Genomic DNA, 16,994 nt, shown 5'->3' on the forward strand with positions numbered 1-16,994 from the left:
CGCACCGTCGCGAGCTGAGCTGCGGCAATGTGGTGCGCTTGTACCGATTCGAATCGACGGCTCGCCCTCCGGTTCGGACGAAGCCCGCCGCGCCACCCGTCTGCGCGCAGCGCGCGGTCGGCGGGTTGGCGTCGCCAGCAAAGTCGAAGACGTCGCCTACCTCGCACCCGCTATCGCCGCGCCTATTCCGCAGGGCCGGCCATGAGGTCGCGGCCTCATAGCAACGAGCCGCCGTGGGCGAATGGTCCACGGCGCCCATCTGCGGTCCATCCTGGCACCACTCGCGTCCCGGATACCCCAAGCGGGTGACGGCGTCGGCAAAGCCGCTGGCGTCTTTCATCTGCGCATACGGATCATGAGCTAATCGCCGGACGACTCCTTCCAAGCCGAGATCGCCGCGTTGCGACACGGTCACGGATGGATACCTATCAGCTCATCACTGGTCACATTTGCCCCGCAAATCACTATCGTCACATTGGCCAGCTAAGGGCCAGCTAAGGGATGTCAACGCGGTGTCCTACCCCTCGAAAGGTGCTACATGTCGGCGTTTCTGCGAAGTGTGTCGCTATCGATGGCGTCGGCGGCCGCTATCGGATTCGTCCTCGTGGTGGGGCCCGCGCCAGCTGCAAACGCCACACCGTGCGGGGCACCCGAGGCCAACGTGGATCCGCCCGCCGCGCCGCCGGCCATGCCCGCGCCCCAGCCGGTCGTGCAGCCGCCCACCGGGCGCCGGCCCACACACACGAATGACCAGGCGCCGCTACCGAGGCTGGGGCCACTGATCTCGTCGCTGCTCAAACCGGCTGCTCCGGGCCGCCAGTACGCCGCGCCGCTGCACCCGCAGGCCGAGGTGCTGCCACCCGGGCCCAATCCGCCGGTGCCCGGCGTTCCGCTGCCGCCCAACGCAAACCAATTGCGCCCCAATGCCGCTCCGATCCCACAACCACAGCCGCAACCGCAGCCCGAACCGGGACCGCCGCCTCCTTCGATCGCGGGGGCTCCGACGTCGCTCGTCGACTGGGTGACCGGACCGAACGGCCCCAACAAAACCCTGCAGCGATTCAGCATCTCCGGTACCGACCTCGGGATTGCCTGGGACAACGGTGATCCCGCCAACCGGCAGGTGCTGATGGCCTTCGGTGACACCTTCGGCTACTGCAAGGCGCACGGCCAGCAGTGGCGTTACAACACCCTGTTCCGCAGCAACGACCACGACCTGTCCAAGGGCATTCACATCGCCGACGGCGTGCCGAACGACAGGTATTCCGGCTCACCGGTGTGGGCGCCGGGACTTTCCAAACAGGTCGTCAACACCATCCACAAGGCCGCGCACGAAACGGGGATCATCCCCACCGCGGCGATGTCGATGGGCAGAACCCAATACATGAGCTACATGTCCATCCGGCAGTGGGGCCGTGACGGCGAATGGTCGACGAACTACTCGGCGATCGCCAGGTCCAACGACAATGGACAGAATTGGGGCATCTTCCCGACGACCATTCGTACGGCGTCGCCGGATGCCATTCCGGGAGCAGGGTTTACGCCCGGAAATGAAAATTTCCAAATGGGCGCGTTCATGAAGGGCAACGACGGTTACCTCTACCAGTTCGGCACCCCGTCGGGACGCGGTGGCGCGGCTTTTCTCTCCCGCGTGCCCCCGAATCAACTACCCGACCTGACCAAGTACCAGTACTGGAACGGCGACAACGGAGGCCATTGGGTGGCGAACAACCCGGGCGCGGCGACGCCGATCTTCCCGGGGCCGGTTGGCGAAATGTCGGCCCAGTACAACAGTTATCTCAAGCAATACCTGGTGCTGTACACCGACGGCGGCAGCAACGACGTGGTGGCACGGACCGCGCCGACGCCGCAGGGGCCGTGGAGCCCCGAGCAACCGCTCGTGTCGTCCTTCCAGATGCCCGGGGGCATCTATGCGCCGATGATCCATCCGTGGTCGTCGGGACGAGACCTGTACTTCAACCTTTCGTTGTGGTCGGCCTACGACGTGATGCTGATGCACACCGTGTTGCCATAGAGCCGGCGGCGACAACGATGGTCGAGTGACCAGACGCTTTCGTCCGCAGACGCCCGGGGGGATGCGGGCGTCCGCGGCGTTAGCTGCCACAGGTATATATCGCAAAACCACTTAGCGAGCGGCTGAGGGCTTTTCAGGAGGTTGCCCCCACGGATCAAGAAGTACCGGCTAGGACGGCGGCGGCAGCGGAATCCACCGCCTACCGTCCGTCGTCCAGCCGCACGGCAGGTAATTCCAGTGCGCCGGCGGATTGGGGTCGAAACTCAGGCATTTCGGCGCGTAGAACGAAGGGCCAGGAGGCGGTGGTGCCGGCTGGTTCTCAGCGCGTGCGGTAGCCCCGCTGAGCAGTACGGCTCCAACGGCCATCAGTGTCGCGAACAGCTTCCGCACCGCAAACTCGGCGAGTCTTATGCCCGGTCGAAGCGGCGGGCGCTACGGTTCTTCCCTCACACGCACGGTGTCGATGTTAGTCCTCTTTTCGGCGCTGTGCGGGATTTGAGATTCTCCGGTCGAGCTAGGTCACTGCGCACAAGCGATGTGTCGGTATGGCCGTCAGTGCTGGATACCGGTAGCGGCATCGGCGAGCGCGGGACAATAGGCGAAACCGAGGAACGCAACCTGGACAGGGCATCACAACGAAAAGTACGCTCGTGTGAGCCATCTACTGTCAGAGCCGGAAATTTGTTGCGGCACAGACCGTGCAGCCAGGAGCATTGCAATGAGGTATCTCGATTCGAGCTCACCTTCAGTGTTTGCGGTGAGGGCCTCTGAAGTTGTGCTGCGCCGCCTGAGCCACGGCCCGCTGACCGCCCGTTACCTCGCACCCGCACGTCCCTGCCTCGACACAGTTATCTCTGAGCAAACACGCCAAGATAGTTGGCGCGCAATTGAAATCATTGCGGATAGCCATAATCGCCGCGTCGAGTCCTACCTGCAACGGCGACGGCATCGTCCGTGGCGCAACCGGGGATCTTAGCCTCGCAAGCCGAGCTATCTATGTCGTGATCGGCGTTGCACAGCAACTCCGACGAGGTCGGCACGTCGCCCACGGCCGAAGAATGCCGTAGCGATATCCCGCGTCGTGCAGGTTGCCCGAGCCGCAATCTGCTTCCGCGGATCCGGGTCACCGACTGCAGTTCGCGTGTGTTACAGCAAGTCATGTCGTAGCGCTCGGCCTAGTCCCAGGCGGAAATGAGTCTGCCGCGTTGCGGCTCTGGATCGGGGCCGGTGGTTCCGCACGCAGCAGCAGAAGTGCGGTCAATGAATCAGTCGATGGGTATGGCGGATCGCTGCCCGTTGCGTAGGCGAGATCGCTACGCCGTTAATTACGAGGTGCATTGATGGATTTCGGAGGTTTGCCGCCGGAGGTCAACTCCGGCCGGATGTACATGGGTCCCGGGTCGGGGCCGATGCTGGCCGCCGCCGCGGCGTGGGATGCGTTGGCCGCGCAGCTGCACTCGGCGGCGGCATCGTATGAGTCGGTGATTTCGAATCTGATCGGCGGCTGGCGGGGTCCGTCGTCGACAGCAATGGCGGGCGCAGCAGCGCCGTTTGCGGCGTGGATGACCGCGACCGCTGCCCAGGCCGAGCAAACCGCTACTCAGGCGCGAGTGGCCGTAGCTGCCTATGAGGCCGCATTCGCCGCAACGGTGCCTCCGCCTATCGTGGCGGCCAACCGTGCACGGTTAATGGCTCTGGTGGCGACCAATCTTCTCGGTCAAAACACTCCGGCGATCATGGCCACCGAGGCCGAGTACGCCGAGATGTGGGCCCAGGATGCGGCGGCGATGTACGGCTATGCCGGCTCCTCGGCGACCGCTAGCCAGATGACGCCATTCAGCCAGCCGCCGCAGACCATCAATCCGGTCGGTACAGCGGTGCAGGCCGCTGCGGTCGCGCACACGACCGGGGACTTTGCCGCAACAAGCACGCAAACCACGCTGCCACAACTGATGTCGTCCGTACCGCAGTCGCTGCAAACCCTGGCAGCGCCCGCCGCCGCCGCCGATCCGCCGTCGCTGCTGTCGGCGTTGGACTCGGCCCTCACGGGTCCGTTGGGACCCGTCTCCTTGTTTGGCATCGGGGGCAGCCCCTATTTGCTCGGCGTCGAGAGCTACCTGGTCCCCCAGAACGTGGCGAACGTGAACAGCGCCAGACAACGACTCGACCGGGACAGATCGAAGCTGCGGTCGCTTGGCATGGACCGCGGTCCGGAGACGCGGGTAGTGCGGACAACGACCGCCAACAGCGCCGGAATGTCAACGGGCATAGGTCGTTCCGCAGCGGTAGGACCTTTGTCGGTACCGCGCGGATGGGCTGCGGCGGCCCCCGAAATCCGGTCGGTTGCCGCGGTGTTGCCGCAGGCCAATTTCGCCGCTGCTCCGGTCGCCCTTGCGGCAGAGGGGCAGGGGACTCTGCTCGGCAACATGGCCGCTTCAGGCCTGGCGGGGCGCGCCGTGGTCACGACCGGTGAGGGTTCTGGCCGCGGGATAGCTCTCGGAGGCAATGCATTCGGGCGAGCAGCGACCACGGCCACGATCATCGTCATCAATGGGGACGACGCGCAGGAATAGTCTCGCTCGCCCATATCAAGGAGCAGCAATGGATTTTGGAGCATTACCCCCAGAAATCAACTCTGTCCGGATGTACGCCGGCCCCGGCTCCGGGTCGATGTTGGCCGCGGCGGCGGCCTGGGACGGATTGGCCGCCCAGCTATACGCTGCGTCGGCATCGTATGAGTCGGTGATCGCGAACCTGTCCAGCGGTTGGCAGGGTCCGTCGGCGGTGGCCATGGGGGCTGCTGCGGCGCTTTATGTGGAATGGATGAGCGCGAGCGGCGCACAGGCTGAGCAGGCGGCCTCCCAAGCCAGAGCGGCGGCAGCGGCCTACGAGGAGGCTTTCCTGGCGACGGTGCCCCCGGCGGCGATCGCGGAAAACCGAAGTCAGCTGGCGTCACTGGTGGCGACAAACGTTCTTGGGCAGAACACCGCCGCGATCGCGGCCAACGAGGCGGAGTACGCACAGATGTGGGCGCAAGATGCGGCCGCCATGTATGGCTATGCCGGTTCCTCGGCGACCGCCGCACAGATGTCACCCTTCGCTGAGCCACCGCGAACCACCAATCCCGTTGGTGCGGCTGATCAATCAGCCGCTGTCGCTCGGGCCGCAGGCACCGCGCCGGCCGGCGCGCAGTCGGCCTTGTCGCGGCTGGTGTCGACGACCCCGCGAACGCTGCAAGGCCTCGCGTCACCCGCGGCATTGCCCGCGGCGGATCCGTCGTCGCTGACAACGTTCCTGAACAACTTGAACTCCACGCCGTTGGCGAGGATTGCCGCGAACATCGAATTCGTCACCAAAGCCATTCGGCCGGTGAACGACACATTGCTCAGCCTCAGTTTGGGCCTGGTGACAACGGCACGGACCTGGAGCGACACAGCGGTCGATCTCGAGGGCCCACTGTTCGCGGCGCTCGGTTCGAGCAGCCAGGCCGTGGGAGCAGCGGGTGGGGCTGCGGTGTCGGCAAGCGTCGGCAGCGCGGGCCTGGCAGGAGCCTTGTCGGTGCCGCCGAGCTGGGCCGTGGCGAGCCCCGCGGTCAAGCTCGCTGCGACAGTTTTGGAATGCACCAGCACGGGTGCCGCACCGACGGCGGCCGCGAGTGGCTTCTCGGGCGAGATGGCTTTGGCAGGCTTGGCCGGAGGCGCTCTCGGCGGTGCCGTGCCCCGCGGGTTCACCAAAGGCGGCGTCCGAAGCTTCGGCGGTCGCTCATCGGACAGCGACGATAAGACTCCAGATAAGCTCAAGGCCGTGCTCGCGGAACTGCAGCAAGCGCCCGAGGTGGTTCAGCACTGGCACACCGACAAGGCACATCTGGAAAGCCTCCTGGACCAGCTCTCCAAGAAGCCGGGCGTCCACGCCGTGCACTTGTCGTCGGCTGACAAATCCAAAGCCACACCGCCCCGGCCAACGTGGGGCTGAACGTTCCGGTGGCGTGCTATAGCCCAATACGGTTGACTCGCGGTATCTTTCGGCGGCGCATCCGCTCGGCCGGCGAGGGTTAGGGGCCGACGCCGTTCAGTCAGCCTGCTTGCGCCAGCCGCAAGGAGGGCATCGTCTGTTTCAGCCTTCCGAGCCCACCGACCGCTTCAACCGCTTGCCTGAATCGCTCATGCTGATCGAGCGCCCAGTCGAGCATTGCGGGCCACAGATCAACGTCCGCTACATCGTCGAACTGCGACGTGACGCAGATTGCGGCGGCCTTCCTACCGGGCTTCTCGTCCCACTCGGCAACCTGGCCCAGGGCCCGCTCGAACTCATCTTTTATCGCGCGGAGTCCCTCGAACCGGGCCGAATTGATGCGCGGATCGGGGCTGCTGAAGTAGAGCTGCACCCCGAGACCCCGGTGGGTGAAGGCGGTTGAGTAGGAGACCGCGCTCGTGCCGGTAGGGAGGTCATAGCGCGAGGCGCGCGTCGGTGTTTTCCGTTTTGTCCAGCCGGGGTGCTCCGCGCTCACACGGTTGAGGAACTGCTCCCAGAAGTCCCAAAACAGCTTGGAGCGCTCAGTCGACGTCGCTGCCTTGCGTTGCTGTCCCAACCCGCTTGGCTGAATGACCCCGTCAGAGTCCGGCACTGCCGTAAAGCCGTCGGCCCGTACCCCCTCGATCCCGACTCCGGCAGGGCGAACATCGGCGTTTGGTGCGGCCGCTTTCCTAGCGGTTGCCGCTCGGGTCCTCGCTTTAGCGGCCCTCGACTTGGCGGGCCGGGTCTGAAAAACCAACGCCCCGAGCACGATTCCACCGATAGCGACAAAGAAAACAACAAACAGGATGTAGAAGAAGTTCGCCGCATCCATGATGTCACCGCCAGAATGCCGGCTGGCGGAACTCGGCGGCACATCCGCACACATGCCGGCTCATCGACTGGACAGTCATGAGACGACGACTACAAGTGACTGTTGGACGCCGTCGTGGTCGTGAGATGCGCCGCGGGACAACATGCTCGCCCGAACCTCCGGGATTGGTGATGGTGTTTGGTGACGTTGCCCGACGCGCCGATTCGAGCGTAAATGCCTCAGCTGCTAGTTACACCGAAATTTGTGAAACTCGTGCAACCGATCCGCACCGCCGGGCTGCCCCGCCTATCGAGGCAGGGCACCTGGCGCGGCCTACTAGAGGCCACCGCACCGCGACGGCGCCAAGATGGGTGACCACGGAGGGCAATCCGGTGGCAAAGGCTGCGGCGGAGGCGAGGGGATTGGAGTCGGGAATAGGTTAGGCCCTTCCCAATAGTGCGCCGGAGCCTTTGTCCGCACGTCGTAGGCGAAGTAATAGGTGTGGCAGACGCTCATGTCCCAAACTAGGTCGGCATCTGACCGCGGTGGATCATTCGGCATATCTTGTCCTGGGCACCATTGGAATGGGCCATAGGTATAGGCATGGGCGCTACCAGCGCCAGGCCCCAAACCTGCCACAGCCAAACCGCCGGACATTAGCATGATCGTTGCTAACCCAACGATTTGTCGTTTCATAAACCGCACCATATTCCCCCGCGACCCGGGAAGAATAGAAAAATCGCAAGGTTGGCTTCATCGGCCTCGTTCGTTGCTGTAACGACCGCGATGTGATGACTCAAGCGCACAGAAATAGGCCAAGGGCGCGATTGTCGGTCGGCTCACCCTCGCCAGTTACTTCAGCTGATGCTCGACCTGCGTCAGATGAGGTTGTCGAGCGTGGCCGAATGACTTTTTACGGCTAGGCAACCGGCTCGCCACCACGATTTGCGGCCTGAATGTTTTGCCACCCCGCAGCTCGACCTTGATCGCCGGGTCGGCGTAGCGTGCCAATGCCCGTAGCGCCGACGGACTGTATGCGCGCAGCGCGCTGATGAATCCGTCATGCGGTACCGGCAGAAACGGTGCGAACGGCAACGTCAGCGACAATCGCGCGATGTGCACTAGCGACGGGGGGCGCGATACGTCGATGATCAGCAGTTTGTTCGCGACGCGGGTGCCTTCGGCGAATACTCGGGCGGCCAGCGGCGGCTGCAGATGGTGCAAGGACAACGCGAACACGGCGAGGTCGTAGTGCCCGTCGGGCGCGTCGATGGCGGTGGCATCCATCGCGCGAACTGTCGCCCGCGGGTGTTCGCCCAAGTCGCTTGTGGCGATGGTGGACACAAATGTGGGATCTACGTCGGTGACCGTCACGCGACAGTTGGAATGCATGGTCAGCAACGCTCGCGATAGCCCACCGTGGCCGGCGCCGAGTTCGAGGATGTTGGGATTTGTTACGTCCGCGACCTCATCGAGCGCGACGCGCGCAAACTTTTTCTGCGCGCCGGAAAATTTTTCCATGCGGTCCAAAGAGTGGACCACCTTGCGTTTCAGGTCGTCGACGTCATCGCGATCGAGATACTCCAGACGATCCGTCTGCAGCCGCCGGTCCAGCCAGGAAGCTTCCGGCCCGCCGCGCGGCATGCGGTCGATTTGGAAACTTTCCGTGGACACTCTGGCACCACGTTTTGAGCCGGTGAGAAAGTTCAACGCCACGATAAGCACCCCCGCTCGTGATCTTATGACCTGCCCGATTCGCGCGGAGGTGAACGCTACACGTACACGAAATGTTTTTCGGTGCGCACACACCGAGTTCGTCATGTGGCCACGGGAGGAGTGTTATCGGGCGCTCAGCGCCTCTCATTTCTGGAGTGTCGCCAATCAACCGAAACAACTGTCAGGCATCACCCGACGTCATACAGAACGCTCGTGCCCCCGGCAGGATTCGAACCTGCGACACCGGCTTTAGGAGAGCCGTGCTCTATCCCCTGAGCTACGGGGGCGGACCGGCCTGAGCTTACCGGCAGGCCGGCAGGCAATCGCCCGGGTGGTCAGCGCAGTTCGGCGATCACCTTGGCGAAGTTGTCGATGTTGTTGTCCTGCACGGTGAAGGACGACACGCCGTACTTTTCGCGGTATGCGGACAACGTATCGGCGATCTCGCGGGGAGAACCGCTGAGTACCGAGGGCTGGGACAGGATCTCCTCGTCGGACAGATCGGGCGAGTAGGCGCGGGTCAGCTTGAGGTCGGGCTCGGTCTCGCCGTCGCGTGGCATCGCCGTGATCGCCAGGTTCAGCTCGAGTGAGTCGAACCGCTCTTTCGCGGCCTTGCGGACGAACTCGACGCGTTCGGCGAACGGATCCTCGACGTCGCGCACCTTGGAGCCGGTCAGCCCGATGATGTCGGCGTTGCGGGCCGCTATGGTCAACACCCGATCACCATTGCCGGCGATGATGAGTGGGGTCGACGGGTGGTGTTCTTTCAGGTACTTCGTCATGTGCTCGAGGTAGTCGACCCGGGCGCCGGCGCTGGGATAGGGAATCTCCGCGGCCTCGAACTCTTCCCGCACATATCCCGTGCCGAGCCCGATCTCCACGCGGCCATTGCTGAGCAGATCCAGGGCGTGCATGTCCCGGCTGAGCAGGGCCGGCTTGTAGAACGCGGAGTTCAGCACATACATGCTCAGCCGCAGCGTCGTGGTGACCATCGCGACCGCGGTCAGCGTTGGGAACGGCGCCGCGGCACCCAAATGGTCAGGCACACAAAGAATGTCGAAGCCGGCATCCTCGGCGCGCCTCGCCTTATCGAGCAGCGCCTCGCGCGACTTGAAGAACCGCATGCTCATTCCGAAGCGAAAGTCCTTGGCCACCAACAATCTCCGTTCAACGATCCGACATTGACCAGCTGCGGGCGGCGGCGGCCAACCCCTGGGTCAGGGCGCTGGTGACCGACGACAATCCGTCATTTCCCGGCAGCGGGCTGCGGGGGCTGATCCCCCTGACCCGCGCCGAGAGCTCCAGTTGGGTTCCGCCGTCACGCACTTGGTTCACCGGGTTGCGGGGGTGCAGGCCCCGTAGCTCCGGCGGGATGTCGTCGAGGTCGGTGATCACCTGATAGCCGGTCAGCTGGATGTGCCGGGTCAGGTGGGCGGCCAATGCCCGATTGCGGCCGCCGGCCAGCAGTTGGGTGCTGCGACCATCGCGGCCGTATCCGTGCAGCGACACCGCGACGTCAACATGGTCGAGGAACTCGGCGAGCCGCGGCGACTCGGCGGGATCGAACAGGGCCGACGACAGGTGGTGCGGGTAGCGATCGGGATGGCGCACCACATAAACCGAGCCGCCGGCGGCTTCGGCGGCGCGCTCGGCGATGACGTCGGTCATCTCTTCCAGCCCGCCGCCGTGGATCGCCAAAAAGCCGAAACGCGATCGCAATTCACTGATCTCGGTCACCCCGGGCTCGCACAGCAATGCCGAAAGTGACTGTGGCCCAAGCCCGGACGTCGCCGACGATTTCGGGCTGGGCCATCCGGCGGGATCCCAGCGGAGCAAGAAGTCGACCCAACGTTGCGGCAGCCCGTGCTGGGTGGCGCCGTCGATGATCTTGGGCAGGTAGCCCGGGCGGGGCGGGCCCGGCGTCACCCGGTGATCGATGTAGACCCAGGCCGTCGCAGGCCCATCGTCGGTGTGCACGGTCATCTCGTCGCGTCGGTAGCGCACCGGCACACCCTCGGCGCTGTCCAAGGTCGCCAAGTCACCGTCGGAGATCCGCCAAACCACCCCGTGCACCTGATTACCCGCGAGCGGTTCCACGGTGGCCACGCCGCGCTGGTTGATCAGCCAGTCGTGATCGGCCAGCACCGCCGGTCGCGGCTGCGCGGCGTCGGGACAACGTTGCGCCATCTGCCGGACGCATAGGTTCGATCCGTATGCGAAGTAGAGGTGACGGCGGGCCGGCATTCAGCCGGTCACCGTCAGCCAGATGAGCACCACGTTGAGCAGACTAATCAATACGCCGACGGCCCAGCCGACAATGGTCGTGATGCGGTGGTTGACGTCGCCGCCCATCAACACGCGATCGCTGGTCAGCTTGATCAGGGGCAGCACCGCAAAAGGTATTCCGAACGACAACACCACCTGCGACAGCACCAGCGCGCGGGTGGGATCGAATCCCACCGCCAGGATCACCAGAGCGGGCACCAGGGTGATCACCCGGCGCACCATCATGGGAATCGACCGGTGCAGCAACCCCTGCATTATCATGGCGCCGGCATAGGCGCCCACCGACGACGACGCCAGACCCGACGCGAGCAAGCCGACCGCAAACAGCACCGCGATGGTCGGGCCAAGCGTGTGGTGAATAGCGGTATAGGCGCCCTCGATGGAGGCGCTGAGGTCGCGGTGCTGCAAGTTGACCGCGGCTATCAGCAGCATCGCGGCGTTCACCGTGCCGGCCACCGTCATCGCGAGCACGACATCCCACCGGGTGACGCGCAGCAGCAGGCGCCGATGCGACCCCTCGCCGGGATGCCCGTGCCGGTCCAGGACCAGGCCCGAATGCATGTAAACGGCGTGCGGCATCACGGTGGCGCCCAAAATGGCGGCCGCCAGCAACACGCTTTCGGTGCCTTGGAATCGGGGCACCAGCCCGCCGAGCATCTCCTCCGGCGGCGCCGTCTTGACGAAGAAGCTCGCCGCGAAACCGATCGCGATGACGAGCAACAGGCCGGTGATGACCCGCTCGAAAATGATCTGCCCGCGCCGGTCCTGGATCCCCAGCAGCAGCAAGGCCACCAAACCGGTGATCAGCCCGCCGACCAACAGCGGCAAATCGAAGAGGATGTGCAAGGCGATGGCCCCGCCGACGACCTCGGCCGCGTCGGTTGCGACGGCCACAAGTTCGGCCTGAGCCCAGTAGATCAACCGCGCCGGGCGGCCCATCCGCTTACCGATCGTGCCGGGCAGCGAGCGTCCGGTGACGAGCCCCAGCTTCGCCGACAGGTACTGCACGAGGCCCGCCAGCACATTGGCTGCCACGATGACCCACAGCAACAGGTAGCCGTACTGCGAGCCGGCGCTGACGTTGGCGGCGACGTTGCCCGGGTCGACGTAGGCGATCGCGGCGACGAACGCAGGCCCGAGCAAATACCAGTTGCCTCTCAGCGAGCCCTGGGTGCGCTGCCCCAACGTGCCGACCTCGATTTCCTCCACCGAATAATAAAGTGAGGTTAGTCGAACATCGCGCCGCGACCGTAAGCGGCTCCGGCGTTTCCCGCGCTCGGGCCTCAGCTGGGCAGATAGAGCCCCTTGCCGGTGACCAGCGGCAGGTCCAGGGTTGTCACGATGCCCGGCTGCGCGGCCACCACCGCAGGGATCGCGTTGACGACGCGCATCGCGGTGGCCACCAGGCCGGCGTGATTGTGATCGCCCTTGCGGCTGCTCAGGCAGACATCCATGGCATAAGACGGTTCGCCGGTGATCTCGATGCGATAGGAACCGCCCTCTTGGGCGGGCTGCGGCCATTCGGGGCACAGGTCCTCCCGCAGCCTGGTGACGTGTTCCAGTACGACGACGGGGTCGCCGTCGACCATGCCGAACACCTCGAAGCGCAGCGCCGCGGCGGTGCCCTTGGCGATATGACCCGAGGCGATGTCGAAGTCCTCGGGGGCTGGTATGCGAACGTAGTCCTGGGTGACCTCGTCGAGCGAAAGGCCAAGGCCCGCAGCCATTTGGCGGACCACCGACCCCCACGCCAGGCTGAGCACACCGGGTTGCAGCAGCATGGGAACCTCGTCCAGCGGCTTGCCGAAGCCCATGACGTCGAACATGACCGCGGCGCTGTCATAGGTGGCATAGTCGACGATCTCCATGCACCGGATCTGCTGAATGCTCTGGCAGGTGCCCGCCAGCGCCAGTGGCAACAGATCGTTGGCGAAGCCGGGATCGATACCATTGACGTAGAGACTCGAATTACCCTCGCGCGCCGCATCTTCCAGGGGCTTGATGAGTTCCTCGGGGATGACCTGCCACGGATACTGCAAGAAGACCGGGCCGCTGCCGACGATGTTGATCCCCGCCGCCAAGACGCGCCGGTAGTCCTCGAGCGCCTCGGGCAGCCGGTTGTCGGCCAGGGCGTTGTACACGGCGCATTGTGGTCCGGTGGCCAGCACCGCATCCAAATCGGTGCTGGCAAGCACGCCGGTCGGCTCCGTCAGCCCCGCAAGCTCCGCCGCGTCCTTGCCGGCCTTGGCGTCCGAGGACACCCAGACGCCCTTCAGTTCGAACTCCGGATTGGTGATGAGCGCACGCAGGGCGTGGATACCGACGTTGCCGGTGCCCAATTGGACGACGGGGATGGGCATGACTGGCTCCTTAGCGGTCGGGGGTCACAGGTCGGGGACGGGTATGTCGAGGTTGGGGAAGGTGAGGCCGCCGTCGACCTCGAGGGTCTTACCGGTCAGGAAGCTTCCGGCGGGGGACGCCAAATATACTGCGGCAGCGGCAATGTCGACGGGATCGCCGAGACGGCGCATAGGTGTGGCCTTCTCCATCGGCGCACGCAGCTCGGCGTTGGAGGCAACGACGTCCAGGGCGGAGGTCAGGATCGATCCCGGCGCGATCGCGTTGACACGAACGCGCGGGCACAGGTCCAGGGCGGTCAGCCGCGTGTAATGCGACAGCGCGGCCTTGGCGGTGCCGTAGGCGGCGAAACCGCGCCCGGCCAGCCGGCCCATGGTCGAGGTGATGTTGATGATGCTGCCGCCGTCGGAGTGCTCCAGCATCAACGGGACCGCGGCCAGCGTCAGCGCATGGGCCGTGGCGACGTTGAAGGTGAAAGCGTCTTTGAGATCCTTCGTCGAGGTGGTCAGCAGCGTGTTGGGCATTGTCCCGCCGACGTTGTTGACGACGATGTCTAGTTTTCCGAATGCCTCGACGGCCTTGCCCGCCAGCTCCGCGGTGGACTCGGGATGCGCCAGATCGGCGGCCACGACATGGGCCCGCCGCCCGACGGCGCCAACCTGTTCGGCGACGGCTTCTAGTTGTGACTCCGTACGCGAGGCGATCAGAACATCCGCACCCGCCTCGGCGAAGGCCAGCGCTATGGCCGCCCCGAGGCCGCGGCCCGCACCGGTGATGACGGCGACTTTGTCGTCGAGACGGAACCTGTCAAGGATCATTGGCGGCCTCTCTTCGTTTCGGTGTCAGCCGACACGGTAGCAAGCCGCGCCGTCTCGGATTGGGCATTTCTGGAACACGTTCTACTTTTGCATACGGGTGTGGTGGTCCTCCTCCTCCCCGAGGACGCATGCCGCCGCCCGCCGCCGCTACCGTCGGCCGCCTGCGCCTGCCGAGTCATTCGCCCGCCGTTGACGTTGGTGCTGGTAGCTCAACGGCGCTGATCATGAGCGGTCTTCGGCGTAAGAAAGTAACTTCTGGCGCAACCGTTTTCGCGTCACGCTGGGTGTCCTGACGGCCGGTGCGCTGGTGTTGTCGGGATGCGGTAGTAACGACACGCGGGGCCTGGGGGCCAGCTACGAGATCGTCTGCTCGAAATATCCCGACCCGCAGCTCGGTGCGGCGGTAAAGGCGTTCCTGCAGAGCGCCATTGGCGACGGACAGAACGGCTTGGCGGGCAACGGTTACATCCGGCTGCCCGGGGCATTCAAGTCCCGGCTGGCGGAGTCCATCAACGCCATCTCGTGATCAAAGACCGGGCGTAGTGAAACCAAGCGACGTCCTTTGCTGTCGGAGGGCGCCGAGGCCGGGGCCATTCCGCGTCCACCTACGTCGCCGCCCGGCGTCATGGAGTTCGGCGGTGATCGCCGACCAATTTGCTCAACGTTCACCTTGTTACTGTTAGCTTCGTGGCTGCAAGACGGACTGGTCGGGCGCAATGGCTACCGTCCGGCAGGGGCCCCGTTTCATCCCAACCGTAAGGAAGCGAATTGAAACTCAACCGATTTGGCGCCGTGCTGTGTGTGCTGAGCGCTGGCGCGCTGGTGTTGTCGGCATGCGGAAGCGATAACAACGGGACCGGCGCGCGCGCAACGAGCGGCTCCTCATCGGGCAAGGTGAGCTGCGGCGGGACAAAGGCCCTCAAGGCCAGCGGCTCGACGGCTCAGGCCAATGCGATGACCCGGTTCGTCAACGCCTTCGAGCAGGCCTGCCCGGGCCAGACGCTGAATTACACCGCCAACGGTTCGGGCGCGGGGATCAGCGAATTCAACGGCAAGCAAACGGATTTCGGTGGTTCGGATTCGCCGCTGGCCGCCAACGAATACGCTGCGGCACAACAACGTTGCGGGTCGCCGGCGTTGAATCTGCCGGTGGTGTTCGGCCCCATCGCGATCACCTACAACGTCACGGGCCTCAACTCACTGAGCCTGGACGGCGCCACGGCCGCCAAGGTCTTCAACGGCGCGATCACCACGTGGAATGATCCCGCCATCGGCGCGCTCAACCCGGGTGTCACCCTGCCCGCCGAGCCGATTCATGTCGTCTTTCGCAACGACGAATCCGGCACCACCGACAATTTCCAGAAGTACCTGGATGCCGCGTCCAACGGTGCGTGGGGCAAAGGCGCCGGCAAGGCTTTCAAGGGCGGCGTCGGTGAGGGAGCAAAGGGCAACGACGGCACCTCGGCGGCGATCAAGGCGACCGAGGGATCCGTCACCTACAACGAATGGTCGTTTGCTCAGGCGCAGAAACTGAACATGGCCAAAGTCGTCACCTCGGCCGGCCCGGACGCGGTGTCGATCAGCGCCGACTCGGTGGGCAAGACGATTGCTGGGGCCAAGATCGCCGGCCAGGGTGATGACCTGGTGCTGGACACGCTTTCCTTCTACAGGCCCACCCAGGCCGGTTCCTACCCGATCGTGCTGGCCACCTACGAGATCGTCTGCTCGAAGTATCCGGATGCGCAGGTCGGCACGGCGGTGAAAGCGTTCCTGCAAAGCACCGTCGGCGCCGGGCAGAACGGCCTGGCCGACAACGGCTACATCCCCATCCCCGACTCCTTCAAGGCGAGGCTGTCCGCTTCCATCAACGCCATCACATAGCCTGAGGTGGTCGTGACACCAGGAACAGCAATCAGCCCGTCGACCACGGAGAAGCCGGCACTAACCACGCTGAGTGAACACGTGGGCCGGCGCGCTGATCGACTGTTCAAGTTGGTGGCCGCCGCTGCCGGTTCGACGATCGTGGTCGCCATCCTGTTGATCGCGGTATTCCTGTTGCTGCGTGCGGTCCCAGCCCTGCGCGTTAATCACGCGAACTTCTTCACCAGCGCCAAATTCAGCACCAGCGACCCCAACAGGCTCGCCTTCGGCATCCGTGACCTGCTGATGGTCACGGTGCTCAGTTCGCTCAGCGCGCTGGTGCTGGCCGTTCCCATCGCGGTCGGTATCGCCGTGTTCCTCACCCAGTACGCGCCGAGGCGGCTGGCGCGGCCCTTCGGCGCGGTGGTGGATCTGCTGGCCGCGGTGCCGTCGATCATCTTCGGGCTGTGGGGGATTTTCGTGCTCGCACCTCAGATCGAGCCGGTGGCCGCGTTTCTCAACCGCCACCTTGGTTGGCTGTTCCTGTTCAAGCAGGGCAATGTCTCGTTGGCCGGTGGCGGCACCATCTTCACCGCCGGCGTCGTGCTGTCGGTGATGATCCTGCCCATCATCACCTCCGTCTCGCGGGAGGTGTTCCGGCAGACCCCGCACATCCAGATGGAGGCCGCGCAGGCGCTCGGCGCCACCAAATGGGAGGTGGTGCGGATGACCGTGCTGCCGTTCGGGCGCAGCGGTGTGATCGCGGCCTCGATGCTGGGGCTGGGTCGCGCGCTCGGCGAGACCGTGGCGGTGCTGATCATCTTGCGTTCGGCCGCCCGCCCAGGCAATTGGTCGCTGTTCGACGGCGGCTACACGTTCGCCTCGAAGATCGCGTCGGCGGCCGCGGAGTTCAGCGCGCCGCTACCCACTGGGGCATACATCTCGGCGGGATTCGCGCTGTTCGTCCTGACGTTCGTGGTCAACGCGCTCGCCCGGGCGATCGCCGGCGGCAAGGTCAACGGATGAACCGCAACGCGGGGGCACGCCCCCACAAGTGGCAGGTACACCCACCCGCTTGCGGGGGAGAGCCGCG

13 protein-coding genes, 1 tRNA gene and 1 pseudogene are annotated in these 16,994 nt (G+C 65.0%); 6 read left to right on the forward strand and 9 right to left on the reverse strand.

Going from position 1 to position 16,994, the window contains the following annotated elements:
- Positions 1 to 538 precede the first annotated feature (538 nt).
- Positions 539 to 2,035, forward strand: coding sequence for a DUF4185 domain-containing protein (locus A5753_RS09950; RefSeq protein WP_067126491.1), 1,497 nt, complete (start codon positions 539 to 541; stop codon positions 2,033 to 2,035).
- A 168-nt stretch (positions 2,036 to 2,203) separates the two neighbouring features.
- On the opposite strand, the gene A5753_RS25180 is transcribed toward A5753_RS09950, so the two are convergent.
- Positions 2,204 to 2,425, reverse strand: coding sequence for a hypothetical protein (locus A5753_RS25180; RefSeq protein WP_369829307.1), 222 nt, complete (start codon positions 2,423 to 2,425; stop codon positions 2,204 to 2,206).
- Positions 2,426 to 3,375: 950 nt separating this feature from the next.
- Between A5753_RS25180 and A5753_RS09955 the strand changes: the two genes are divergently transcribed.
- Positions 3,376 to 4,608 (forward strand): PPE family protein, encoded by a 1,233-nt coding sequence (locus A5753_RS09955; RefSeq protein ID WP_082971251.1) that lies wholly within the window; start codon positions 3,376 to 3,378, stop codon positions 4,606 to 4,608.
- Between the two features lie 28 nt (positions 4,609 to 4,636).
- On the forward strand, positions 4,637 to 6,010 hold the full coding sequence (locus tag A5753_RS09960; RefSeq protein WP_067126494.1) for a PPE family protein: 1,374 nt from the start codon (positions 4,637 to 4,639) through the stop codon (positions 6,008 to 6,010).
- 100 nt (positions 6,011 to 6,110) lie between these two features.
- On the opposite strand, the gene A5753_RS09965 is transcribed toward A5753_RS09960, so the two are convergent.
- From A5753_RS09965 to A5753_RS10000, 8 genes are all read right to left on the reverse strand, one after another.
- On the reverse strand, positions 6,111 to 6,884 hold the full coding sequence (locus A5753_RS09965) for a DUF4268 domain-containing protein (RefSeq protein WP_231990055.1): 774 nt from the start codon (positions 6,882 to 6,884) through the stop codon (positions 6,111 to 6,113).
- Positions 6,885 to 7,715: 831 nt separating this feature from the next.
- Complete coding sequence (locus tag A5753_RS09970) at positions 7,716 to 8,507, reverse strand: class I SAM-dependent methyltransferase (protein ID WP_067126501.1); 792 nt, start codon at positions 8,505 to 8,507, stop codon at positions 7,716 to 7,718.
- Between the two features lie 286 nt (positions 8,508 to 8,793).
- Positions 8,794 to 8,866 (reverse strand) — tRNA-Arg (locus A5753_RS09975).
- A 48-nt stretch (positions 8,867 to 8,914) separates the two neighbouring features.
- Positions 8,915 to 9,739 (reverse strand): LLM class F420-dependent oxidoreductase, encoded by an 825-nt coding sequence (locus tag A5753_RS09980; protein WP_082971253.1) that lies wholly within the window; start codon positions 9,737 to 9,739, stop codon positions 8,915 to 8,917.
- A 7-nt stretch (positions 9,740 to 9,746) separates the two neighbouring features.
- Positions 9,747 to 10,823, reverse strand: a complete 1,077-nt coding sequence (locus tag A5753_RS09985) for a poly-gamma-glutamate hydrolase family protein (protein WP_067126504.1) — start codon at positions 10,821 to 10,823, stop codon at positions 9,747 to 9,749.
- A complete protein-coding gene (locus A5753_RS09990) occupies positions 10,824 to 12,074 on the reverse strand; it encodes an Nramp family divalent metal transporter (RefSeq protein WP_197694650.1) in 1,251 nt (416 codons plus the stop codon).
- Between the two features lie 74 nt (positions 12,075 to 12,148).
- Entirely contained in the window at positions 12,149 to 13,225 is a 1,077-nt protein-coding gene (locus tag A5753_RS09995; RefSeq protein WP_067126507.1) for a diacylglycerol kinase, read from the reverse strand.
- Between the two features lie 24 nt (positions 13,226 to 13,249).
- A complete protein-coding gene (locus A5753_RS10000) occupies positions 13,250 to 14,041 on the reverse strand; it encodes an SDR family oxidoreductase (RefSeq protein WP_067126510.1) in 792 nt (263 codons plus the stop codon).
- 349 nt (positions 14,042 to 14,390) lie between these two features.
- Here A5753_RS10000 and A5753_RS10005 point away from each other — a divergent pair.
- The 3 genes and pseudogenes from A5753_RS10005 to pstC all read left to right on the forward strand — a co-directional run.
- Positions 14,391 to 14,567 (forward strand): annotated as a pseudogene (locus A5753_RS10005) (phosphate ABC transporter substrate-binding protein PstS); the annotation flags it as partial.
- Positions 14,568 to 14,809: 242 nt separating this feature from the next.
- Positions 14,810 to 15,922, forward strand: a complete 1,113-nt coding sequence (gene pstS / locus A5753_RS10010) for a phosphate ABC transporter substrate-binding protein PstS (protein WP_067126515.1) — start codon at positions 14,810 to 14,812, stop codon at positions 15,920 to 15,922.
- A 30-nt stretch (positions 15,923 to 15,952) separates the two neighbouring features.
- Positions 15,953 to 16,927: a phosphate ABC transporter permease subunit PstC gene (gene pstC, locus A5753_RS10015; protein ID WP_067126683.1), complete on the forward strand. Its 975-nt coding sequence runs from the start codon at positions 15,953 to 15,955 to the stop codon at positions 16,925 to 16,927.
- Positions 16,928 to 16,994: the final 67 nt, after the last annotated feature.

The sequence above is a fragment of the Mycobacterium sp. 852002-51971_SCH5477799-a genome, from assembly GCF_001667145.1.
GTDB lineage: Bacteria > Actinomycetota > Actinomycetes > Mycobacteriales > Mycobacteriaceae > Mycobacterium.

Bases quoted from the DNA above. Each gene is read 5' to 3' on its own strand.
- A5753_RS09950 (WP_067126491.1), top strand. From the start codon at position 539: ATGTCGGCGTTTCTGCGAAGTGTGTCGCTATCGATGGCGTCGGCGGCC.
- A5753_RS09955 (WP_082971251.1), top strand. From the start codon at position 3,376: ATGGATTTCGGAGGTTTGCCGCCGGAGGTCAACTCCGGCCGGATGTAC.
- A5753_RS09960 (WP_067126494.1), top strand. From the start codon at position 4,637: ATGGATTTTGGAGCATTACCCCCAGAAATCAACTCTGTCCGGATGTAC.
- A5753_RS09965 (WP_231990055.1), bottom strand. From the start codon at position 6,884: ATGGATGCGGCGAACTTCTTCTACATCCTGTTTGTTGTTTTCTTTGTC.
- A5753_RS09970 (WP_067126501.1), bottom strand. From the start codon at position 8,507: ATGCCGCGCGGCGGGCCGGAAGCTTCCTGGCTGGACCGGCGGCTGCAG.
- A5753_RS09985 (WP_067126504.1), bottom strand. From the start codon at position 10,823: ATGCCGGCCCGCCGTCACCTCTACTTCGCATACGGATCGAACCTATGC.
- A5753_RS09995 (WP_067126507.1), bottom strand. From the start codon at position 13,225: ATGCCCATCCCCGTCGTCCAATTGGGCACCGGCAACGTCGGTATCCAC.
- A5753_RS10000 (WP_067126510.1), bottom strand. From the start codon at position 14,041: ATGATCCTTGACAGGTTCCGTCTCGACGACAAAGTCGCCGTCATCACC.